The 21943-nt window shown below is 71.9% G+C and carries 18 protein-coding genes; 12 read left to right on the top strand and 6 right to left on the bottom strand.

Annotation, left to right across the window (positions count from 1 at the left end):
- Nucleotides 1-37 precede the first annotated feature (37 nt).
- On the top strand, nt 38-886 hold the full coding sequence (locus GHR20_RS32900; RefSeq protein ID WP_237520526.1) for a VOC family protein: 849 nt from the start codon (nt 38-40) through the stop codon (nt 884-886).
- Here the strand turns inward: GHR20_RS32900 and glgX are convergent.
- Together glgX and GHR20_RS32890 are read right to left on the bottom strand one after the other, a co-directional pair.
- Nucleotides 883-3024: a glycogen debranching protein GlgX gene (glgX, locus tag GHR20_RS32895; protein ID WP_243878195.1), complete on the bottom strand. Its 2142-nt coding sequence runs from the start codon at nt 3022-3024 to the stop codon at nt 883-885. The two genes, GHR20_RS32900 and glgX, sit on opposite strands and share 4 nt — an antisense overlap.
- A complete protein-coding gene (locus GHR20_RS32890) occupies nt 3021-3533 on the bottom strand; it encodes a pep a2 (protein ID WP_153815258.1) in 513 nt (170 codons plus the stop codon). The genes glgX and GHR20_RS32890 overlap by 4 nt, the downstream gene beginning before the upstream one ends.
- Nucleotides 3534-3837: 304 nt before the next feature.
- Between GHR20_RS32890 and GHR20_RS32885 the strand changes: the two genes are divergently transcribed.
- The 6 genes from GHR20_RS32885 to GHR20_RS32860 all read left to right on the top strand — a co-directional run bounded on the left by GHR20_RS32885 (nt 3838) and on the right by GHR20_RS32860 (nt 12740).
- On the top strand, nt 3838-4137 hold the full coding sequence (locus GHR20_RS32885; RefSeq protein ID WP_148025895.1) for a DUF5133 domain-containing protein: 300 nt from the start codon (nt 3838-3840) through the stop codon (nt 4135-4137).
- Between the two features lie 108 nt (nt 4138-4245).
- A complete protein-coding gene (locus tag GHR20_RS32880; protein ID WP_153815257.1) occupies nt 4246-6237 on the top strand; it encodes an alpha-1,4-glucan--maltose-1-phosphate maltosyltransferase in 1992 nt (663 codons plus the stop codon).
- Complete coding sequence (treS, locus tag GHR20_RS32875) at nt 6234-7952, top strand: maltose alpha-D-glucosyltransferase (protein ID WP_153815256.1); 1719 nt, start codon at nt 6234-6236, stop codon at nt 7950-7952. Before GHR20_RS32880 ends, treS begins: the two co-directional genes overlap by 4 nt.
- 31 nt (nt 7953-7983) lie before the next feature.
- Nucleotides 7984-9348, top strand: coding sequence for a maltokinase (locus GHR20_RS32870; protein WP_153815255.1), 1365 nt, complete (start codon nt 7984-7986; stop codon nt 9346-9348).
- A 4-nt stretch (nt 9349-9352) separates the two neighbouring features.
- Nucleotides 9353-11560 (top strand): 1,4-alpha-glucan branching enzyme, encoded by a 2208-nt coding sequence (gene glgB / locus GHR20_RS32865; protein ID WP_111583416.1) that lies wholly within the window; start codon nt 9353-9355, stop codon nt 11558-11560.
- Nucleotides 11561-11651: 91 nt separating this feature from the next.
- Entirely contained in the window at nt 11652-12740 is a 1089-nt protein-coding gene (locus GHR20_RS32860; protein WP_111583417.1) for a glutamate--cysteine ligase, read from the top strand.
- Between the two features lie 144 nt (nt 12741-12884).
- Here the strand turns inward: GHR20_RS32860 and GHR20_RS32855 are convergent, their stop codons facing one another.
- Entirely contained in the window at nt 12885-13118 is a 234-nt protein-coding gene (locus GHR20_RS32855) for a DUF6480 family protein (protein WP_153816227.1), read from the bottom strand.
- Nucleotides 13119-13440: 322 nt separating this feature from the next.
- Between GHR20_RS32855 and GHR20_RS32850 the strand changes: the two genes are divergently transcribed.
- The 3 genes from GHR20_RS32850 (at nt 13441) to GHR20_RS32840 (ending at nt 17806) form a co-directional block, all read left to right on the top strand.
- Nucleotides 13441-13875, top strand: a complete 435-nt coding sequence (locus tag GHR20_RS32850) for an ATP-binding protein (RefSeq protein WP_111583419.1) — start codon at nt 13441-13443, stop codon at nt 13873-13875.
- A gap of 160 nt (nt 13876-14035) precedes the next feature.
- Nucleotides 14036-15409, top strand: a complete 1374-nt coding sequence (locus GHR20_RS32845) for an NAD(P)/FAD-dependent oxidoreductase (RefSeq protein ID WP_194859050.1) — start codon at nt 14036-14038, stop codon at nt 15407-15409.
- A 138-nt stretch (nt 15410-15547) separates the two neighbouring features.
- On the top strand, nt 15548-17806 hold the full coding sequence (locus GHR20_RS32840) for an FUSC family protein (protein WP_241670819.1): 2259 nt from the start codon (nt 15548-15550) through the stop codon (nt 17804-17806).
- A 34-nt stretch (nt 17807-17840) separates the two neighbouring features.
- On the opposite strand, the gene GHR20_RS32835 is transcribed toward GHR20_RS32840, so the two are convergent.
- Entirely contained in the window at nt 17841-18680 is an 840-nt protein-coding gene (locus GHR20_RS32835) for a SigB/SigF/SigG family RNA polymerase sigma factor (protein WP_148025900.1), read from the bottom strand.
- A 284-nt stretch (nt 18681-18964) separates the two neighbouring features.
- Nucleotides 18965-19381, bottom strand: a complete 417-nt coding sequence (locus GHR20_RS32830) for an ATP-binding protein (RefSeq protein ID WP_153815254.1) — start codon at nt 19379-19381, stop codon at nt 18965-18967.
- Nucleotides 19382-19529: 148 nt separating this feature from the next.
- Here GHR20_RS32830 and GHR20_RS32825 point away from each other — a divergent pair, with 148 nt between their 5' ends.
- Together GHR20_RS32825 and GHR20_RS32820 are read left to right on the top strand one after the other, a co-directional pair.
- Nucleotides 19530-19808 (top strand): hypothetical protein, encoded by a 279-nt coding sequence (locus tag GHR20_RS32825; protein WP_148025902.1) that lies wholly within the window; start codon nt 19530-19532, stop codon nt 19806-19808.
- Nucleotides 19809-20090: 282 nt separating this feature from the next.
- Nucleotides 20091-20546 (top strand): cyclic nucleotide-binding domain-containing protein, encoded by a 456-nt coding sequence (locus GHR20_RS32820; RefSeq protein WP_111583424.1) that lies wholly within the window; start codon nt 20091-20093, stop codon nt 20544-20546.
- Nucleotides 20547-20575: 29 nt separating this feature from the next.
- On the opposite strand, the gene GHR20_RS32815 is transcribed toward GHR20_RS32820, so the two are convergent.
- Entirely contained in the window at nt 20576-21874 is a 1299-nt protein-coding gene (locus tag GHR20_RS32815) for an MFS transporter (protein WP_194859049.1), read from the bottom strand.
- Between the last annotated feature and the right edge of the window lie 69 nt (nt 21875-21943).

Raw genomic sequence — 21943 nt, 5'->3', positions numbered from 1 at the left:
GGTGACCCCCGGCCCCGAGAGCAGGACGTTACCGAACATGAACCGAGAAACACCTGTCAGCGACGGAGCGGACGGCACCGGGCACGGGCCGCGCCCGCGTGCGGTCGTCTCCACGCACTCCGTCTTCGGCGCACCGTGCTGGGTGAGCCTGACCAGCCGCGACCTCCAGGCCACCCAGGACTTCTACTCGGCCGTGCTGGGCTGGCGCTGGCGCGGCGCGAAGCTCGGCGAGCACTTCCGGGTCGCGCTGGCGGACGGGGTGCCGGTGGCCGGGATCGCCGCGGTGGCCTCGATGTGGCAGATGGCGGTGGCGTGGACGCCGTACTTCGCGGTGCCGGACGCGGATGTCGCGGTGGCGCGGGCCCGGGAGCGGGGCGGTACGGCGGCGGTCGGACCCCTCTCCTTCCCGCCGGGCCGGGCCGCGCTGCTCGCCGACCGCGACGGGGCGACGTTCGGGATCTGGCAGGGCGAGCTGGTCTCCAACTGGGAGGCGTGGCGGCGGGCGGCGCCCACGTTCATCCGGCTGCACACCCGCGACGCCTTCGACTCCGCGATGTTCTACGGCGAGATCCTCGACTGGGCTTCGGGGAAGCCGGGGTGCTGCGAGGTCGAGTACGACGGCGACGAGGTCGTGCTGCGCAGCCAGGGGGACGCGGTGGCCCGGATCGACTCGGGCGCGGTGGAGGCCGCCCCGGACCCCTCCGTACGGCCGCACTGGCAGGTCCACTTCGCGGTGGCGGACGTACCGGGATGCGCCCGCGCGGCGGAGAAGCACGGGGGCAGCGTCCTGAAGGAGAACGACACGGAGGCGATCCTCCGGGACGCCGACGGCGCCCAGTTCACGGTGATGTCGCGGCCGGTGCGCCGAGAGACCCGGATCCGCTAGTCCGCCGACCGCGACGGACGCGTCAGCAGGACCAGGCTCCTCGCCTCGGTGCGCAGCCGCGTGCCCGCCTTGTGCTCCCGTTCGTCCACGATGCCGTCGGCGCCCGTGTCGATCAGCGTGGTCCAGCGTTCCCCGAAGGTGTGGTCCGGCAGCCGGAAGTCCACCGGCTCCCAGTATCCGTTGAGGAGGAGCAGGAAGGAGTCGTCGGTCAGCTTCCTCCCGTACGGGTCCCGTTCGGCGATCGCGTCGCCGTTGAGGAAGACGCCGACGGAGTGCGCGTCGCCGCGCTGCCAGTCCCGCCCGGTCATCTCGCCGGCGTCGGGCCGCAGCCACACCAGGTCGGGCAGCGGCTGGGCGGCGTTCGTCGCGGTCTCGCCCCGGAAGAAGCGGTGCCGGCGCAGCACGGGGTGCGCGGCGCGCAGCGCGATGAGGTTCCGGGTGAAGTCCGCCAGGTTCCGCTGCTCGTCGGTGAGCTCCCAGTCGACCCAGGAGATCGTGTTGTCCTGGCAGTACGCGTTGTTGTTGCCGCGCTGGCTGCGCCCGAGTTCGTCCCCGTGGCAGAGCATGGGGATGCCCTGCGAGAGCAGCAGGGTGGCGAGGAGGTTGCGCTGCTGGCGCCCGCGCAGGCCGAGCACGGCGGGGTCGGTGGTGTCCCCCTCCGCCCCGCAGTTCCAGGACCGGTTGTGGCTCTCCCCGTCCCGGTTGTCCTCCCCGTTCGCCTCGTTGTGCTTGTCGTTGTACGACACCAGGTCCCGCAGGGTGAACCCGTCGTGCGCGGTGACGAAGTTGACGCTCGCCCGCGGCCGGCGCCTGCTGTGCTGGTACAGGTCGGAGGAGCCGGTCAGCCGGGAGGCGAACTCGCCCAGCGAGCCGGGCTCGGCACGCCAGAAGTCCCGTACGGCGTCCCGGTATCTGCCGTTCCACTCCGACCACAGCGGCGGGAAGTTGCCGACCTGGTAGCCGCCCTCCCCCACGTCCCAGGGCTCGGCGATCAGCTTGACGCGGCTGATCACCGGGTCCTGCTGGATCAGGTCGAAGAAGGCCGAGAGCCGGTCCACCTCGTGGAACTGCCGCGCCAGGGTGGCCGCGAGGTCGAAGCGGAAGCCGTCGACACGCATCTCGGTGACCCAGTACCGCAGCGAGTCCATGATCAGCTGGAGCACGTACGGGTGCCGCATCAGCAGGCTGTTGCCGGTGCCCGTGGTGTCGTAGTAGTGCGCCCAGTCGCCGTCCACCAGGCGGTAGTAGGAGGCGTTGTCGATGCCCCGGAAGGACAGGGAGGGGCCGAACTCGTTGCCCTCGGCGGTGTGGTTGTAGACCACGTCGAGGATGACTTCGAGGCCGGCCGCGTGCAGCGCCTTCACCATGGCCTTGAACTCGTCGACCTGCTGGCCCCGGGTGCCGGAGGCGGCGTAGGAGTGGTGCGGCGCGAAGAAGCCGATGGTGTTGTAGCCCCAGTAGTTGGACAGGCCCCGGTCCTGGAGCACCCCGTCCTGGACGAACTGGTGCACCGGCATCAGCTCGACCGCCGTCACCCCGAGCGAGGTCAGGTGCTCGACGACCGCGGGATGGGCGAGGGCCGCGTAGCTGCCGCGCAGCCCCTCGGGGACGTCCGGGTGGGTGCGGGTCAGCCCGCGCACATGGGCCTCGTAGATCACGGAGTCCGCGTACGCGGTGCGCGGCGGGCGGTCGTCGCCCCAGTCGAAGTACGGGTCGGTGACCACGCCCAGCATGGAGTGCCCGGCGCTGTCGGCGGGGGCCGGCCCCTCCGGTGAACGCTCGTACAGGGAGGCGTGGTTGTCGATCTGGCCGTCCACGGCGCGCGCGTACGGGTCGAGCAGCAGCTTTCTCGGGTTGCAGCGGTGGCCGAGCGAGGGCTGCCAGGGGCCGTGCACCCGGTAGCCGTAGCGCTGACCGGGCGCGACGCCGGGCAGATAGGCGTGCCAGACGAAGCCGTCGACCTCGTGCAGCCGCACGGAGGTCTCCCGGCCGTCGTCGTCCACGAGGATCAGGTCGACCCGTTCGGCGACCTCGCTGAACAGCGCGAAGTTGGTGCCCTGTCCGTCGTAGGAGGCGCCCAACGGGTAGGGCTGCCCGCTCCAGACGGGCAGCCCTCTCCTGGTGGTGCGGGCGCTCACCGGCTGCCCTCCAGGCTGTCGTCACCGGCGGGCCCGGGCGCGGCCAGGACGGCCACCTGATGCCGCCGCGGCTCCGTCAGGCCGGTGCTCAGGAACGGCTCCGGGGGCAGCGGCACCAGCGGCACCCGTTCACCGGCGCGGGCGCGCTGCGAGAACCAGATGATCTTGGCTCCGGTCTCGGCGGCGCAGCAGCCCCAGCCGTCGCTCATGGCGGCGATGTCCGCGAGAGCGGCCCGCAGGTCCTGGTCCGGGCGCAGTTCGGGGTCGTCGTCGCCGAAGGCGGTGATGAGGTGCTGGCCGTTCCACCACATCTCGATGGAGGTGTGCTTGTCACGGGCGTGCTGGTCGATCGCCCGCAGCAGCAGTTCGGCGCCGCGGCAGACGGGGGCCACGAGATTGTCGAGGTCCCAGTGACGGAGATGGGCGGCCAGGATGCGGCTGACCTGTCCCACCCGTTCCGGGCTGACTTCCACGTCGAGGTGGTAGTAGCAGGGCACTGCGGTCTTCATCGTCGCTTGCTCCTCACCGGCGAAGCTCTCGCTCCCCTCGCCCTGTCCGGGAGGGATCCCGGACACACAGCGTGAGCGGTGATCGCTTCTGAGTCATCTCCAACGGTGCGGGCGCTACGCCATTCGTGCAACACGAGCACACACCGTCCCCAATGGTTGAAGTTCCAACAAGACGCTGCGTCCACGCGCGTGCACCATGAGTGAAAGCCTCGATCGCCGTAACGGTGCCGTGCCCACCCCTGCGCGGACGCCACCCGACCGTCGGGAACGCGCCCAGTCGAGAGCGTGGAGGGTGAACAGGGCCATGCTGCTACCCGCCAAGGCCGAAGTGGCCCGGCAGTTGCGGCGTTACCGGGCGTGGGAGCGCGCGATGCTCGCCTCGCCGTACGACCGCACGGTCCGGGCCACGTTCGAGGACTCGGGGTACACCTTGTGCGTTCTGATGGGCAAACGCTGCGCCCGCGAGGCGGCGGACGCGGCGGAGCGGTATCTGCGCACGAGTCAGGTCGGCTACCTGCGCGAGCAGGACGGACGGCCGATGTCGCGCCGTTCGGTGCGAAGGGCGCCGGCTTCGGAGCGGCGTTCCACGGCGCCGAGCTCCTGAGCTGGCACCGTACAAGGCGTTCCCTTCGGGGACCGGCACGGGCCGGCCCCGCTCTCGGAGCGCGAAGCCGGGCCGGTGCCCGGCTTCGCGCACGGCGGAGGTGATTACATGCGCAGGACCCCGGCCATCGGCCGTGTACCGGTACGTGACGTCCGGCCGGCCGTGGAGTGCGGCAGGCGCCCGGCGAAGGCGGTGACCGGGGAGACCGTCCAGGTCACCGCGACCGTGTTCCGGGAGGGGCACGATTTCGTCGGTGCCAATGTGGTCCTGCGCGATCCCAGGGGCCGGCGCGGCCCCTGGACCCCGATGCGCGAGGTGTCCCCCGGCAGCGATGTGTGGGGCGCCGAGATCACCCCGGACACGACGGGCCGCTGGACCTTCCGGGTGGAGGCGTGGAGCCATCCGCTGGCCACCTGGCGGCACACCGCCTCGGTGAAGGTGCCGGCCGGGATCGACACCGGGCTGGTCCTGGAGGAGGGCGCCGAGCTGTACGAGCGCGCCGCCGCCGGGGTGCCCAGGGGCCCGGAGCGCGACCTGGTGACGGCCGCCGCCCGCGCCCTCGGCGACGACTCCCTGTCGGTCCACGAGCGCTTCAGGCCCGCGCTGTCCCCCGCGGTCCGTGAGGTCCTGGACCGTTACCCGCTGCGGGAGTTGGTCACGACCTCGGACCCGATGCCGCTGCTGGTGGAGCGGGAGCGGGCGCTGTACGGCTCCTGGTACGAGTTCTTCCCGCGCAGCGAGGGGACGGCGGAGCGGCCGCACGGTACGTTCCGTACGGCGGCCCGCAGGCTGAGGCCGATCGCGGAGATGGGCTTCGACGTCGTGTACCTGCCGCCGGTCCACCCGATCGGCGCCACCTTCCGCAAGGGCCCCAACAACACGCTCGGTGCCGGTCCCGACGACGTCGGGGTGCCCTGGGCGATCGGTTCCCCGGAGGGCGGGCACGACGCGATCCACCCGGACCTCGGCACCCTCGACGACTTCGACCATTTCGTCGGCGAGGCACGGGAGTTGGGCCTGGAGATCGCCCTGGACTTCGCGCTCCAGTGCTCCCCGGACCATCCCTGGGTGCACAAGTACCCGGAGTGGTTCCACCACCGGCCGGACGGGACGATCGCCTACGCGGAGAACCCGCCGAAGAAGTACCAGGACATCTACCCGATCGCCTTCGACGCCGACATGGACGGGCTGGTCGCGGAGACGGTGCGGGTGCTGCGGCACTGGATGGACCACGGGGTGCGGATCTTCCGGGTCGACAACCCGCACACCAAGCCGGTGGTGTTCTGGGAGCGGGTCATCGCCGAGATCAACGGCAAGGACCCGGACGTGATCTTCCTGGCGGAGGCGTTCACCCGCCCGGCCATGATGCACACCCTCGCGCAGATCGGCTTCCAGCAGTCGTACACCTACTTCACCTGGCGCGAGACCAAGCAGGAACTCACCGAGTACCTGGGCGAGTTGACGGGAGAGGCGGCCGCCTACATGCGGCCCAACCTCTTCCCGAACACCCCCGACATCCTGCCCGGCCACCTCCAGCACGGCGGCCGGCCCGCCTTCGAGGTCCGGGCCGTGCTCGCCGCCACCCTCTCCCCCGCCTGGGGCATCTACAGCGGCTACGAACTGTGCGAGAACACCCCGCTGCGCCCCGGCGGCGAGGAGTACCGCGACTCCGAGAAGTACCAACTACGGCCCCGCAACTGGGAATCGGCCGCACGTGAGGGCCGTACGATCGCGCCGCTCCTCACCCGGCTGAACGCCGTCCGCCGTGCCCACCCGGCGCTACAGCGCCTGCGGAACCTCCGCTTCCACCGGACCGACAACGACGCCGTGCTCGCCTACAGCAAGAGCACGGGGACGGACACGGTCATCGTGGTCGTCAATCTCGACCCGCATCACGCCCAGGAGGCCACGGTCTCGTTGGACATGCCGCAACTCGGCCTGGACTGGGACGCCGAACTGCCCGTACACGACGAACTGTCGGGCGAGGCGTACCACTGGGGCAGGACCAACTACGTGCGCCTCACGCCGGGCCGCGCGCCGGCGCACGTGCTCCACGTCCAGCGATCGACGCACCGGAACGGAGGGCCCGCAGCGTCATGACCGTGAACGAACCCGTACTGGACACCTTCGAGGACACCCCTGCCCGGGACCGTGACCCGCGGTGGTTCAAGCGAGCCGTCTTCTACGAGGTCCTGGTCCGCTCCTTCCAGGACAGCAACGGCGACGGCGTCGGCGACCTCAAGGGCCTGACCGCCAAGCTCGACTATCTCCAGTGGCTCGGCGTGGACTGCCTGTGGCTGCCCCCGTTCTTCAAGTCACCTCTCAGAGACGGCGGTTACGACGTCTCCGACTACACCGCGGTGCTCCCCGAGTTCGGCGACCTCGCCGACTTCGTGGAGTTCGTGGACGCCGCCCACCAGCGCGGCATGCGCGTGATCATCGACTTCGTCATGAACCACACCAGCGACCAGCACCCGTGGTTCCAGGAGTCCCGCAAGGACCCCGACGGCCCCTACGGCGACTACTACGTCTGGGCCGACGACGACAAGCAGTACAGGGACGCCCGCATCATCTTCGTGGACACCGAGGCGTCCAACTGGACGTACGACCCCGTGCGGGGCCAGTACTACTTCCACCGGTTCTTCTCCCACCAGCCGGACCTCAACTACGAGAACCCGGCGGTGCAGGAGGAGATCCTGGCCGCCCTGAAGTTCTGGCTGGACCTGGGCATCGACGGCTACCGGCTGGACGCGGTCCCCTACCTCTACGCGCAGGAGGGCACCAACTGCGAGAACCTGCCGGCCACGCACCAGTTCCTGAAGCGGGTGCGCAAGGAGATCGACGCGGGCTACCCGGACACCGTGCTGCTGGCGGAGGCCAACCAGTGGCCCGAGGACGTGGTCGACTACTTCGGGGACTACACACGCGGCGGCGACGAGTGCCACATGGCGTTCCACTTCCCGGTCATGCCGCGCATCTTCATGGCCGTCCGCCGCGAGTCCCGCCACCCGGTCTCCGAGATCCTCGCCAAGACGCCCGCGATCCCCTCGGGCTGCCAGTGGGGCATCTTCCTGCGCAACCACGACGAGCTGACCCTGGAGATGGTCACCGACGAGGAACGCGACTACATGTGGGCGGAGTACGCGAAAGACCCGCGGATGCGGGCCAACATCGGCATCCGCCGCCGCCTCGCACCCCTCCTCGACAACGACCGCAACCAGATCGAGCTGTTCACCGCCCTGCTGCTGTCCCTCCCCGGCTCGCCGATCCTCTACTACGGCGACGAGATCGGCATGGGCGACAACATCTGGCTCGGCGACCGCGACGCCGTCCGCACCCCCATGCAGTGGACCCCCGACCGCAACGCCGGCTTCTCGACGTGCGACCCCGGGCGGCTCTTCCTGCCCACGATCATGGACCCGGTCCACGGCTACCAGGTCACCAACGTCGAGGCGTCGATGTCCTCGCCGTCCTCGCTGCTGCACTGGACCCGGCGCATGATCGAGATCCGCAAGCAGAACCCCGCCTTCGGACTCGGCTCCTACGACGAACTCCAGTCCTCCAACCCGGCGGTGCTCGCCTTCCTGCGCGAGTACGAGGACGACCTGGTGCTGTGCGTGCACAACTTCTCCCGCTTCGCCCAGCCCACCGAACTGGACCTGCGGGCCTACGACGGACGGCATCCGGTGGAGCTGATCGGCGGGGTGCGCTTCCCCGCCATCGGTGAACTGCCCTACCTCCTCACCCTCCAGGGCCACGGCTTCTACTGGTTCCGGCTCACCCGAGTCGCATCCCGCATCGGCCGCCGCCGCTGAGCGCACGGCGCCGAGGAAAGGACGCGTCACCATGCCGAAGACCATCACCCTCCGGCCGAGAACCGCGGCCGGAGCCGACGGCCCCCTCGCCTCGCTCGGCGGGCTGCTGCGCGAGTGGCTGCCGCGCCAGCGCTGGTTCGCGGGCAAGGACCGGCCCGTGACCGATCTGTCGGTGCTCAGTGTGACCGAGCTGTTCCCCGGGTGTCTGCATCTGCTGGTGCACGCCTCGCACGCGCCGGTGCCCGCCCCCGGCGGCACTCCCCCGCCGGGCGACTGCTACCAGCTGCTGCTCGGGGTGCGCGAACAGCTCGCGCCGCGCCTGGAGCGGGCGTTCATCGGGCGGGCCACCGCGGGCCCGCTGGCCGGGCTCGCGGTCTACGACGCGCTCTACGACCCCCGCTCGGCGAGCCTGCTCCTGGAGCGGCTGCGCCGGCCGGGCGGCGCCGGCCCGCTGCGCTTCGAGGCGGACCCCGCCGCCCTGGTGCCCGGGGGCCTGCCGCCCCGGCTGCTGGACGCCGAGCAGTCCAACACCTCGCTGGTCTACGGCGACGCGTACATCCTGAAGCTCTTCCGCCGTATCCAACCGGGCGTCAACCCCGACCTGGAGGTCTCGGCGGCGCTCGCCGCGCAGGGCTGCACCCGGGTGCCCGCGCCGGTCGCCTGGTTCAGCACCGGCGCGCCGCGCCCGGCCACGCTCGGCGTGCTCCAGCCGTTCCTGCCGGACGCCACCGACGGCTGGACACTGGCGCTGGGCGCGCTCGCCGCGGGTGACGACTTCACCGCCGAGGCCCGCGAACTGGGCCGCGCCATGGCCGAGGTGCACCTCGCGCTGGCCGAGGCGTTCCCGCCGGCCGGGCCCGGCGAGAACGGCCGTACCGCCGAGGCGATGTGCGCCCGCCTCGAAGCCGCCGCGCACGCCGTACCGGGCCTGAAGCCGTTCGTGCCCGGCCTGCGGGCCGCGTTCGGGGCGCTCGCCACCTGCGACACCGGGCCGCCCGCCCAGCGCATCCACGGCGATCTGCACCTCGGGCAGGTGCTGCGGGCGGGCCGCGACTGGTTCGTCATCGACTTCGAGGGCGAGCCCTCCAGACCGCTGACCGAGCGGCGGGCCCCGCAGTCCCCGGTGCGGGACGTGGCGGGAATGCTGCGCTCCTTCGACTACGCGGCCCGGCAGCGCCGCCCCTGGCGACCCGAGTGGGCGCGCCGCTGCCGGGAGGCGTTCTGCGCGGGCTACGCGGCCCGCGCGGGCTGGGACCCACGCAAGAAGCACGCGCTGCTGCGCGCGCACGAGACGGACAGGGCGGTGTACGAGGTGCTGTACGAGGCGAGACACCGGCCGGACTGGCTGCCGGTACCGATGGCCGCGATCAAGCGGCTCGCGGTGTGGGGAGGCTGAGGACATGGCACTGCGCGACACCTCGCCGCCCGAGACCGCGGGCCCCGGACAGGCCGCGGCCACCGCGCTGGACCCCGCCGAGCGTGACCGGCTGCTGGCCGGGGCGCACCACGATCCGCACGCCCTGCTGGGCGCCCACCCGGTGCCGGGCGGCACCCTGTTCCGGGCGCTGCGCCCGAACGCGCGGGCGGTGAGCGTCCTGGTCGACGGGATGGCCAACCCGCTCGTCTCCGAGGGCGGCGGGCTGTTCGCGGCCGTGCTGCCCTACCCGGAGATCCCGCCGTACACCCTGCTGGTGACGTACGACGAGGACGAGCGGGAGGTGCACGACCCGTACCGCTTCCTGCCCGCCCTCGGCGAACTGGACCTGCACCTGATCCGCGAGGGCCGGCACGAACAGCTGTGGCAGGCGCTCGGCGCCGAGCCGATGACCCATGAGGGCGTGGCCGGCACCCGGTTCACCGTGTGGGCGCCGAACGCCCGAGGGGTGCGGGTGGCCGGGGACTTCACGTACTGGGACGGCACGCAGTACCCGATGCGCTCGCTCGGCGCGTCCGGGGTGTGGGAGCTGTTCCTGCCCGGGATCGGCGAGGGCGACCGCTACAAGTTCGAGATCACCTCCCGCCACGGCCACCGCTTCCTCAAGGCGGACCCGATGGCCCGGCGCACCGAGGTGCCGCCGGACACCGCGTCGGTGGTGACGGTCTCGCACTACGCGTGGGGCGACGAGCGGTGGATGGCGCACCGCGGTGACCTCCCCGTGCACGAGGCGCCGTTCTCCGTGTACGAGGTGCATCTGCCGTCCTGGCGACCAGGACTGACGTATCGTCAGCTGGCGGACGAACTGCCCGCGTACGTGGCGGAGATGGGCTTCACGCATGTGGAGCTGATGCCGGTGGCCGGGCATCCGTTCAGCGGCTCCTGGGGCTACCAGGTCACCTCGTACTACGCGCCCACCCCCCGGCTCGGCTCGCCGGACGACTTCCGGTACCTGGTGGACGCGCTGCACCGGGCGGGCATCGGCGTGATCATGGACTGGGTGCCGGCGCACTTCCCCAAGGACGACTGGGCGCTGGCCCGGTTCGACGGGGACCCGCTGTACGAGCCCGGGAACGCGACGCGCGCCGAGCACCCCGACTGGGGGACGTACGAGTTCGACCTGGGCCGCACCGAGGTGCGCAACTTCCTCGTGGCCAACGCCGTGTACTGGTGCGAGGAGTTCCACATCGACGGCCTGCGGGTGGACGCGGTCGCCTCCATGCTCTACCTCGACTACTCCCGGGACTCCGGGCAGTGGGAGCCGAACGTGTTCGGCGGGCGCGAGGACCTGGACGCGGTGGCGTTCCTCCAGGAGATGAACGCCACGGTCTACCGGCGCTGCCCGGGTGTGGTGACCATCGCCGAGGAGTCCACCGCCTGGGACGGGGTGACCCGGCCGACCGACAGCGGCGGGCTCGGGTTCGGGCTGAAGTGGAACATGGGCTGGATGCACGACTCGCTCCAGTACATCCAGAAGGAGCCCGTGCACCGCAAGTACCACCACAACGAGATGACCTTCTCGATGGTGTACGCCTACAGCGAGAACTACGTGCTGCCCATCTCGCACGACGAGGTGGTGCACGGCAAGCAGGCGCTGGTGTCGAAGATGCCGGGCGACTGGTGGCAGCGGCGCGCCGACCACCGTGCCTATCTGGGCTTCATGTGGGCCCATCCGGGCAAGCAACTGCTGTTCATGGGGCAGGAGTTCGCGCAGGGCTCCGAGTGGGCGGAGCAGCAGGGGCCCGAGTGGTGGCTGCTGGCCGACGACTACCACTCCGCCGGTGACCACCGGGGCGTGCGGGCGCTGGTGCGGGACCTGAACGCGCTGTACCGGGCGACGCCCGCGCTGTGGCAGCGGGACACCGACCCGGCCGGCTTCAGCTGGGTGCTGGGCGACAGGGCGGAGGACAACGTCTTCGCGTTCCTGCGGTACGCGGCCGACGGCGCCCCGCTGCTCGCGGTGTCGAACTTCTCGCCCGTGGTCCGGGAGGACTACCGGCTGCCGGTTCCCGGGGAGGTGCCGGCCTGGCGGGAGCTGCTGAACACCGACGACGTCGGCTACGGGGGCGGCGGCATCCCGGTCGGCGCGCCCGGGGCGCTGAAACCGGCCGACGGCGGGCTGCGGCTCACGCTTCCGCCGCTGGCCACCGTGTTCCTGGGCCCCGCGCGCTGAAGGCACAGGTGTCGGCGTCCGCCGCAGGGGCAGTCGGGGTTCATGAAGAACCCTGGCTGCTCCTGGTCACAGGGCGGAGAGGCGGCACCGAGTGCGCACGGTCGGAGTGGAGGAGGAGCTTCTTCTGGTCGATCCGGACAGCGGCGACCCGAAGGCGCTGGCGGCGCCCGTGCTGGCACGGGCCGACCGGGACGATCCCGGGCAGGACGTGTTCGAGAAGGAACTGTTCGGGCAGATGCTGGAGTTCGCCACTCATCCGCAGTCGGACATGGCGGACCTCGGCGACGAGATCGTGCGCTGCCGCAAGGAGGCGGCCCGGCACGCCGGGCAGATCGGCTGCGCGGTCGCCGCGCTCGCCACCTCGCCGCTGCCGGTGAGCCCCTCCCTCACCGTGAACGAGCGCTATCAGTGGCTGTCCGAGCGCTATGGCATCGGCGCCCGTGACCAGTTGGTCTGCGGCTGCCATGTGCATGTGTCGGTGGAGTCCGACGAGGAGGGCGCCGCGGTCCTGGACCGGCTGCGGCCCTGGCTCCCGGTGCTCACCGCGATCAGCGCCAACTCCCCCTTCTGGCAAGGCCATGACAGCGGCTACGAGAGCTATCGCAGCCGGGTGTGGTCGCGCTGGCCCTCGGCCGGACCGACCGAGCTGTTCGGCTCGCCGGAGGGCTATCACCGGCGGGTGGCGGACATGGTGGCGACCGGGGTGATCCTGGACGAGGGCATGGTCTACTTCGACGCGCGGCTGTCGGCGAGATATCCGACGGTCGAGGTCCGGGTCTCGGACGTGTGTCTGCGCGCGGACACCGCGCTGCTCGTCGCGACCCTGACCCGGGGCCTGGTGGAGACCGCCGCCCGGGACTGGCGGGCGGGACGGCCGGCGCCCGACCGCAGCGTGAGCCTTTTGCGGCTCGCCTCCTGGCAGGCGGCGCGTTCGGGACTCGACGAGAAGCTGCTCGATCCCGTTTCCCTGCGGCCCCGGCCCGCCGCGCGGGTGCTGTACGCGCTGCTGGACACCGTCGGGGACGCGCTCGACGCCTACGGGGACACGGACCGCGCCGAGAAGGGCGTGGAGGATCTGCTCCGGCACGGCAACGGCGCGCGCGAGCAGCGGCGGATCGTGGAGGGCGGCGGCACCCTGCGGGACGTCGTCACGGAGTGCGTGCGCTCCACGCAGGAGTGAGCGGCCCGCCGGATCGCTCCGTGGGCGCCGGGCTGCCGACCGGGCCGGGCCGGTCAAGGGAACCGGATCGGTCAAGGGAACCGGACCGGTCGGTGGAACCCGATCACTCGGTGGAACCCGAGCGGTCGGTGGGGTCAGGATCGGTCAGCGGATCAGGATCAGGGCGTACACCAGGAAGAACGCGGCGAACAGCACCACGAGCGTCAGGATCAGCGCCAGCGGGGCCTTGGCCCAGCCGCGCTGGGTGGCGCCCCGCTCGCGCACGGCGGCCTGGGGCATGCTGCTCTCCGCGGGCGGGGTCTCGCCGGGCGGCACCGAGCCACCGGGTTCGAGTCCGGTGGTGCTCTCGGGATCCGGATCGGGGCTCACATGGCTCATGTCTGCACTCATGCCCCCCGAGTCCCCACCGGGCGCCCACCTCACCAATCCTGCGCACGGCCCGTCGCGGCGGCCGACAGGGCGGTGTGCCGCGCCGGGGGCCGCAGGGTCTACGGTGTCCTGCGGAGCCGTTCGCGCCGCGCGACGGGCTGTTCGCAGCCGGTGAAGCCGTGCCATGAGGCGATCAGACGGACGGATCGCCGGACGGATATCCGGCCCGGCTGTGGGAACCCGCAGCGCAGCGAGAGATCAGCGACGACGACCGTCCTGGCCGCAGGGGCAGCACAGGGGCCCCTTGTGGCCGAGGCCGGGGGATGCGGAGATGACGACGGAGCCGCGTGGGGACGAGACACCGCCTTCGGAGGAGACGTACGAGCGTGAGTTCTCCTTCGCGGGTGAACTGCGCAACGTCACGGAGGCGCGGCTCGCCGCGGAGGACTTCCTGGGCGCACTGGCCCGGGTCGCGCCGCCCGGCGAGCACGAATACTGGGACGACATCCTGCTGGTGGTGACCGAACTCGCCGCCAACGTCATCCAGTACGCGCCCGGCCCGTTCGATCTGCGGATGCGGCGCACCTTCGACGGGGTGCATGTGACGATGCGCGACACCAGCACCACCAGACCAGAACCCCGGCCCTTCCACCCGCGCACGGGCGGCGGCGGCATCGGCTGGCACCTGGTGCACACGCTGTGCAGCCAGGTCAGTGTGGTGGTGCACGACGCCGGCAAGGACATCCATGTGTTCCTGCCCTGGTGAGGGCCGCGAGGTGTAACCCGGCGTCGACCGGTTACTCCACCGCGTGCCGCACCCGGCTGGCGCGGCGACCCGGCTCACGGTGGTATCGGAGTTGGTGCGCCGCGCTCCGGGGTATGCGAACGGCGTCGAGTCGGACCACCGCCCGGAACCGCAGAAAGGGATGGACACCGTGACACGACCCAGGATCCTGGTGGTCGGCGCAGGCTTCGCCGGAGTCGAGTGCGTTCGCCGCCTGGAGCGGAAGCTCGCCCCCGACGAGGCCGACGTCACCCTGGTGACGCCCCTCTCCTACCAGCTCTATCTGCCCCTGCTGCCCCAGGTCGCCTCCGGTGTGCTGACACCGCAGTCGATCGCGCTCTCCCTGCGCCGCAGCCGCCGGTACCGCACCCGCATCCTGCCGGGCGGCGCGATCGGCGTGGACCTGAAGGCCAAGGTCTGTGTCGTGCGCACCATCACCGACAAGATCGTCAACGAGCCGTACGACTACATCGTGCTGGCCCCGGGCAGCGTAACCCGCACCTTCGACATCCCGGGCCTGACCGAGCACGCCTTCGGCATGAAGACGCTCGCCGAGGCGGCGTACATCCGCGACCACGTCATCTCCCAGCTGGACCTCGCCGACGCCAGCGACGACCCGGCCGAACGGGCCGCGCGGCTCCAGTTCGTGGTGGTCGGCGGCGGGTACGCCGGCACCGAGACCGCCGCCTGCCTCCAGCGGCTCACGCACGCCGCCGTACGGCGCTATCCCCGCCTGGACCCCGGGCTGATCCGCTGGCATCTGATCGACATCGCGCCCAGGCTGATGCCCGAACTGGGCGACAAGCTCGGCCGCAGCGCGCAGGAGATCCTGCGGCGGCGCGGCATCGACGTGTCCCTCGGGGTGTCGATCGAGAAGGCCGGGGCGGAGGAGGTCACCTTCACCGACGGCCGGGTGGTGCCGACGCACACCCTGATCTGGACCGCCGGGGTGGTGGCCAGCCCGCTGATCGCCACGCTGGGCGCGGAGACGGTCCGCGGCCGGCTCGCCGTCGATCCCGAGCTGACCGTGCCCGGGCAGGACGGGGTGTTCGCGCTCGGCGACTCGGCCGCCGTGCCCGATCTCGCCAAGGGCCAGGAGGGCGCGGTCTGCCCGCCGACCGCGCAGCACGCCTCGCGTCAGGGCAAGCGGGTCGCCGAGAACGTCATCGCGACCCTGCGCGGCGAGCCCCTCCAGCCGTACCACCACAAGGATCTGGGCCTGGTCGTGGACCTCGGTGGCAAGGACGCCGTGTCCAAGCCGCTCGGTATCGAGCTGCGCGGGATGCCGGCGCAGGCGGTGGCCCGCGGCTACCACTGGTCGGCGCTGCGCACCGGCGTGGCCAAGGCCCGGGTGATGACCAACTGGACGCTGAACGCGCTGGCCGGCGACGATTTCGTGCGCACCGGCTTCCAGGCCCGCAAGCCCGCCCGGCTGAAGGACTTCGAGTTCACGGACTCGTATCTGACGCCGGAGCAGGTACGGGCCCGGGTGGAGGGCGGCGTCAACAGCCCCTGATGTGACCCGGATCACCGAGAACCGCATGCCGACGCGCCGGTGGCCGCCCTGGCCGAGGGCGGCCGATCCGGACCCACGTGCGATGCTGGAGCAAAGATCGGATCTGGCACGGGTGCACGGACGGGAGAGCGCGGCGGCGTGAGGGCAGCGGGACGGTCGGGGCGGGTACGGATCTGGGACCGGGTCGCGGCATGGGATCCCGGGCTGATCAGACTGACCGCGGGGCTGCGCACGGTCGTCTCGATCGCCCTCACCCTCGCCGTGCTCGCCGCGTTCGGCGCCCCGGTGCCGCTGCTGGTCGCCGGGGCCATCGCGGCGATGGTCGCCACGTTCGCGATCCGCGAGAAGCAACGCCACCAGCAGGCCCTCACGCTCGCGATCGGGCTGCCGGTGGCGCTCGTCTCGGTCACCCTGGGCACCCTGCTGAGCCGGTACGTCGTCGTGGGTGACCTGTTCTTCGTCGCCCTCATGTTCAGCGCGGTCTACAGCCGCCGGTTCGGCGACCGCGGTCACGCGCTCGGGCTGATCGGCTTCCAGACGTACTTCCTCTCCCTGTTCGTGCACGCGACCCCGGAGCTGCTGCCGCAGCTGTACGGCGTCGTCGCGGCGGCGTTCGGCTGCGCCGCGCTGGCCCGGTTCGTGCTGCTGCCGCAGACCCCGGCGGGCACCCTTGACCGGCTGCGGCAGGCGTTCCGGGCCCGGCTCGCGCAGCTGATCGACACCCAGATCGAGCTGCTGGACGCGGGGCCCGAGGACGCGGAGAAGGTCCTGGAGGAGCTGCGCACCGGCACCGCGCGGCTGCACGAGACGGCGCTGCTGATCCAGGGCCGGCTGGAGGACGGCACCTCCGACGAGACGATGGCCCGGCTGCTCCAGCGCCGGATCGCGGACGCCGAGATCGCCGCGGAACGGCTCGGTCTGCTGCTGCTCACGGCCCGCAGCGCCGAGCGCACGGACACCCTCACACTGCATCTGCCGGGCGCCCCGCTGCCCTCGGGCGGCGAGCTGCCGGTGCGGGACGAGGCCAGGGCCGAACTGCGCCGGGATCTCAAGGCGCTGCGGCTGCTGGCGCTGCGCCCGGCCGGCGAGGCCGCGGGCACCGCGCTCGCGCATGTACGCAACCGGCTGCTCGGCTATCGCGAGGAGGAGAACCTGCCGCAGGCCGCCCCGGCCGTGCAGGACGTCTTCCGCGGCCTCGGTGAGACGGCGCGTGCCGCGCTGGGCCTGCGGCTCGCGCTCGACGGGCCGCAGGACGATTCCGAGGACTCCCCCGCCACCGCCCGCTCCCGTGAGGAGCTGGACGCGGAGGACGTCGCGATCGAGATCAGCGAGGAGATCCAGCCCAAGGAGACGGAGCCGGGCGGGCTGCGCCGGCCCACCACCCGGGCCGCCGTGCAGATCGCCGTCGGCTCCTCGCTGGCCATCCTCGGTGGCGAGCTGCTGTCCAGCCAGCGCTGGTACTGGGCGGTGCTGACCTGCTGGATCGTGTTCATCAACACCGCGTCCACCGGGGAGATCCTGGTCAAGGGCTACCGGCGGCTGCTCGGTACGGTCCTCGGTGTGATCGCCGGTATCGGGCTCGCCGGTCTGGTCGGGCACCACACCTGGACGGCGTTCGCGCTGGTGCTGCTGCTGGTGTTCGCGATGTTCTACACCGCGCCGCTGTCGTACACGCTGATGTCGTTCTTCGTGACGGCCGCGCTGGGCCTGCTGTACACGCTGCTGAACACCTACACCGCGGCCGTGCTGGTGCTGCGGATCGAGGAGACGGCGCTGGGCGCGGCCTGCGGCGTGATCGCGGCCGCGGTGGTGCTGCCGATCCACACGGACCGGCGGACGAACGAGCTGCTGGTCGAGGTCCTCGACCATCTCGCGCAGGTCACCCGGGGCGCGGTGGACCAGCTCAGCGGCGGGTGGGGCGGCGATCTGGTGGAACAGGCGCGGGAGTTGGACCAGGCACTGGCCGATCTGCGCTCCGCCACCCAGCCGCTGACGCATCCGATCACCCCGATGCGGGCCCGGCGCAACACCGCCCGCTATGTGGTGGCACTGCTGGAGACCTGCGCCTACCACGGACGGTCCCTCGCGGCGACGGCGGAGCTGCTGCCCACGCACCCCTCGATCGCGGCGGACCCCCGGCTGCGCGCGGCGACCGCGCGGATCGTGCGGAACATCGAGACGATCGCCGCCCAGGTGGCGGACCCGCGCGCGGAGGGGGAGATCGAGACCGGCTCCAGCATCGCCTCGATGCTGGAGCCGGGGACCCTGCGCACACCGCGCTACGGCCGGGTGACCGACCGGGTGCTGCGGCATCTGCAACGCCTGGACGAGGCGGTCTCCGGTCTCGCGCGCCCGCTGGGGCTGCGACCGGAGGCATCGCCCGCGAAGAAGCGGTGACGGGTCACCCGGCGGACGTCGGCCCGGCGGGCGCTCACTCGGCGCCGCCGGAGCGGCGGCCCACCGCCTCGTCGCGGACGCGGGCGCAGCTGCGGCTGATCAGCCGGGAGACATGCATCTGGGAGATGCCCAGCTGATCGGCGATGCGGCTCTGCGTCATGTCCTCGAAGAAACGCATGTAGAGGATGGCCCGCTCACGCTCGGGCAGCCGGCGCAGGCCCTCCTTGGCGGCCTCCCGGTCGACGACGATGTCGTACGACGTGTCGGTGGCGCCCAGGGTGTCGGCGAGGCTGTAGCCGTCGTCGCCGGTGGCCAGTTCGGCGTCCAGCGACAGGGTGCTGAAGCTCTCCAGCGCCTCCAGGCCCGCGGCGACCTCGTCCTCGGTGAGCCCGGTGTGGGCGGCGATCGCGGCATTGGTGGGTTCGGGGCTGCCCGGGTTCTGGGTCAGCTCCCGGCGGGCCACCCGCACCCGGTTGCGCAGTTCCTGCACCCGGCGGGGCACCCGCAGCGCCCACATCCGGTCCCGGAAGTGGCGCTTGACCTCGCCGGTGATGGTCGGCACGGCATAGCTCTCGAAGGCGCCGCGCGAGGGGTCGTACCGGTCGACGGCCTTGACCAGGCCCAGCGCCGCCACCTGGCGCAGATCCTCCACGGACTCGCCGCGATCGCGGAACCGGCCGGCGATGCGGTGCGCCATGGGCAGCCAGGCGGCGACCAGTTCATCGCGCAGGGCGTCCCGCTCGGGACCCTCGTCCAGATCGGCGAGACGGGTGAACAGTTCCGCGGTCTCCGGGGCGTCGTCATGGCTCCGGCGCGCGGTGTGAGGGGCGGGGTCGGGCGTGCCGGGACGGCCTGTCGACATATCGGTCAGCATGCGGAATCGCTCCTGAACGTGGTGTCGGGGCGCCGCCGGAAAAGGGGATTCCGGTCGAGGCCCGAACGGTTCTTGTCAGGTTCGCCGCGGGTATGCCGGGACCGCCCGGAGGGGGCCCCAGCGGTCGGAGCACCCGCTGGGCTTGCGCCTCCGGTCCGAAGCACGAGATTCCGTCTGCCCGTCGCCCCGGGGGCAAACACCCTTGTCGGAAGGAATCCGGTGAGCGGGGTGAAGGCCGAGGTCACAGGGGTGTGAGAGCCACAAGTGAGGGGTGACGCGCGGGCTCACGCCAGCGGGACCACCGCGGTGATGCGCTTGCCGCCGCAGGGCAGTTCGCTGACCCGTACGTCGCGGGCGAGGTGGCAGACGATCGGCCAGCCCCGGCCGTGGCGCTGGACATGGCCGGGCGCGGGCGTCCGCATGACCGGGAGGTCGGTGCTGTGGTCGCTGACCGAGACCCGGACCCCGGCGGAGTCGACGTCGACGTCGAAGCCGGTGATGCCGCCGCCGTGCAGGATCGCGTTGGTGGTGAGCTCGGAGGTGACCAGGAGCGCGTCGTCCATGGCTCCCGGGCCGAGCGGCTGGTGACGGGCCCGGCAGCGTTCGGCGACCACGCGCCGTACCGTGCGACGGGCGTCGGCCGGTCGGCACGGCGGCCGGTGGTGGGCCTCGCCGACGGGTATGGAGTACGTTTCTGGCATCCCTTCCCTCCCTGGACGGTGCCGGAGTCGCGAGCCCCGGACGGTGCCGGAGTCGCGTTCTCTCCCTCTTCGGCTGACCACCAGCGGCGCCCTCAAACACCGTGTGTACGGAAGTCATCACCGCGCCCGGACGGGGTACCCGCGCCCCATGACCGATGTCGTGGACGCGGACGAACTGCTGCGGCGCATCCGGCGGGGCCGGGACCGCGCGGCCGAGGAGCAGGCACGCTGGGCGGACCGCGCGCGGGATCTCGCGGCGACCGAGCCGGACCGTGCCCGGGACGCCGCGGCCGGCGCGCGGGCGTACGAGGCCGTGCTGCGGGTGCTGGACGAGATCGTGCGGCCGGGCGCGCGTCCGGTGGAGCAGCCGGTGACGCCTGCGGTGGAGCATCCGGTGGAGGAGGACGGCGTGAGACGGGTCACCTAGACCGGTGTCCGGTTGCCGGAACGACCCTCGAATGGTTTATCGTTCATCCATACGTGATGGCGGCCTGGGCCTCGGAGCCCGCCGTGTCACCCTCAGCGGCCCTGGCTGGCTTCCCCCGTCCAGCCAGGGCTTTTTTCTGCCCGGACGACGGCCGGCCGCGAGAAATCAGCTTCCTTCGAGGTGCCCTGCCCGCCGCCAGCGGCTGAAATGGGTGTACGCAACGCACCGGCCCCCTACGAGGCACCGCAGCACCCGAACCGTCGCCGGCGAGGAGCCCGCGCCATGACCAAAGCGATAAAACTGCTGACCGCCCTGCCCCAGGCGCAGCGCGAACGCCTGATGGAGCTGGCCGAGGAGGTGTCCTTCGCGGAGGACAGCCGCATCTTCGAGGCGGGCGGCACGGCCGACCGGTTCTGGGTGATCCGCTCGGGGGCGGTCCATCTGGACCAGCAGGTCACCTCGCGGCAGCGGGTGACCGTGGCCACGCTCGGCGCGGGCGACCTGCTCGGCTGGTCCTGGCTCTTCCCGCCGTACCAGTGGGACTTCGGCTCGGTGGCCTTCTCCAATGTGCGGGCCTACGAGTTCGACGGGCCCTCCGTGCTCGCGCTGTGCGTGGAGGACCCGCTGCTCGGGCTGTCCCTGGTGCGCTCGGTCGCCGAGATCCTCGCCCACCGCCTGGAGACCACCCGCGGCAAGCTGATGGACCAGTACACGCTGGGCCGCCGCAGCCCGCTGTAGGCCGACGGGCGCGGCGGACCGCCGCTCGCTCAGATCCGGTAGCGCCGCAGCGCGGGCACCGCCGCCGCCAGGGCCAGCATCAGGACGACGACCAGCACGCCGCCGCCCGCCACCGCCCCGCGCGGTCCGAACACGGCGCCGGCGGTGCCGTGCAGCACGTCCGCGAGGCGGGGGCCGCCGGCCACCACGACCGTGAACACGCCCTGCATCCGGCCGCGCATCTCGTCGGTCGCGGCGGACAGCAGGATCGCGCCGCGGAACACCATGGAGACCATGTCGGCGACACCGGCCGCGGCGAGGAAGGCGAGGGCGAGCCAGAGGTTGCCGCTGAGCCCGAAGCAGGCGATGGCCGCGCCCCAGGCGACGACGGCCCCGATGACCATCCAGCCGTGCCGCCGGGCGCGGGAGAAGGCGCCCGAGAACAGGCCGCCGAGCACCGCGCCGACCGGGATGCCGGCGAACAGCACACCGAGCGCGAGGCCCGCGCCCCAGGCGTGGTAGGTCTGCGCGGCCAGCTGCGGGAACAGGGCACGGGGCATGCCGAACACCATGGCGACGATGTCGGCGAGGAAGGACAGCAGCAGCACCTTGTGCCGGGATATGTAGCGGAAGCCCTCGGCTATCTCGCGCACCCCGGCGCGGCGCGTGGGGGCGTCGCCGAGCGGGGGCAGCGCGGGCAGCCGGAAGACGGCCCACACGGTGACGCACAGCGCGAGGGCGTCGATGAGGTACAGCTCGGGCAGGCCGATGACCGGGATGAGCACACCGGCCAGCAGCGGGCCCGCCACCAGGCCGGTCTGCATCACGGTGGAGCTGAGCGCGTTGGCCGCGGGCAGTTCCGCGGCCGGGACCAGCCGGGCGATGGAGGCGTTGCGGGCCGGGGCGTTCAGGCCGAAGAACGCCTGCTGGAGCGCGAGCAGCACCATCAGGACCACCACGGAGTCCAGCTTGGTGGCGGCCTGCGCCCAGAACAGCAGCGAGGTGACCGCGATCCCGATGTTGGTCCACAGCAGCAGCTTGCGCCGGTCGACGGTGTCCGCCACCGCGCCGCCCCACAGCGCGAACAGCACCATGGGCACGAGCCCGGCGAGGCTGGCGTAGCCGACCCAGGCGGAGGAGTGCGTGATGTCGTAGATCTGCTTGGGCACGGCGACGGCGGTGAGCTGGCTGCCGACGGAGGTCACGATGGTCGAGGACCACAGGCGCCGGTAGGCGGGGATGCGCAGCGGGCGGGTGTCCATCGCCCAGCGGCGCCAGCCGCGGTGGGGCGGGGGCTCGGCCGCCGGGGCGTCGTCGCCGGTCTCGGTACTGCTCTCGCTGGTGTTCACGGATGTCCTGGTTGCTCGTTACATCTTTTCGATTCGAGAGCCTAACTATCTCATCGCACCGGCGGGAGA

It is taken from the genome of Streptomyces sp. SUK 48, from assembly GCF_009650765.1.
Taxonomy (GTDB): Bacteria; Actinomycetota; Actinomycetes; order Streptomycetales; family Streptomycetaceae; genus Streptomyces.
The sequence above is the reverse complement of the archived record's forward strand: the minus strand, read 5'-3'. Positions and strand labels throughout refer to the sequence as shown.

Bases quoted from the DNA above. Each gene is read 5' to 3' on its own strand.
- GHR20_RS32870 (WP_153815255.1), top strand. From the start codon at position 7,984: ATGCCGAAGACCATCACCCTCCGGCCGAGAACCGCGGCCGGAGCCGAC.
- GHR20_RS32835 (WP_148025900.1), bottom strand. From the start codon at position 18,680: ATGCTGACCGATATGTCGACAGGCCGTCCCGGCACGCCCGACCCCGCC.
- GHR20_RS32850 (WP_111583419.1), top strand. From the start codon at position 13,441: ATGACGACGGAGCCGCGTGGGGACGAGACACCGCCTTCGGAGGAGACG.
- GHR20_RS32880 (WP_153815257.1), top strand. From the start codon at position 4,246: ATGCGCAGGACCCCGGCCATCGGCCGTGTACCGGTACGTGACGTCCGG.
- GHR20_RS32845 (WP_194859050.1), top strand. From the start codon at position 14,036: ATGGACACCGTGACACGACCCAGGATCCTGGTGGTCGGCGCAGGCTTC.
- GHR20_RS32885 (WP_148025895.1), top strand. From the start codon at position 3,838: ATGCTGCTACCCGCCAAGGCCGAAGTGGCCCGGCAGTTGCGGCGTTAC.
- GHR20_RS32900 (WP_237520526.1), top strand. From the start codon at position 38: ATGAACCGAGAAACACCTGTCAGCGACGGAGCGGACGGCACCGGGCAC.
- GHR20_RS32825 (WP_148025902.1), top strand. From the start codon at position 19,530: ATGACCGATGTCGTGGACGCGGACGAACTGCTGCGGCGCATCCGGCGG.
- treS (WP_153815256.1), top strand. From the start codon at position 6,234: ATGACCGTGAACGAACCCGTACTGGACACCTTCGAGGACACCCCTGCC.
- GHR20_RS32855 (WP_153816227.1), bottom strand. From the start codon at position 13,118: ATGAGCCATGTGAGCCCCGATCCGGATCCCGAGAGCACCACCGGACTC.
- GHR20_RS32820 (WP_111583424.1), top strand. From the start codon at position 20,091: ATGACCAAAGCGATAAAACTGCTGACCGCCCTGCCCCAGGCGCAGCGC.
- GHR20_RS32890 (WP_153815258.1), bottom strand. From the start codon at position 3,533: ATGAAGACCGCAGTGCCCTGCTACTACCACCTCGACGTGGAAGTCAGC.
- glgB (WP_111583416.1), top strand. From the start codon at position 9,353: ATGGCACTGCGCGACACCTCGCCGCCCGAGACCGCGGGCCCCGGACAG.
- GHR20_RS32830 (WP_153815254.1), bottom strand. From the start codon at position 19,381: ATGCCAGAAACGTACTCCATACCCGTCGGCGAGGCCCACCACCGGCCG.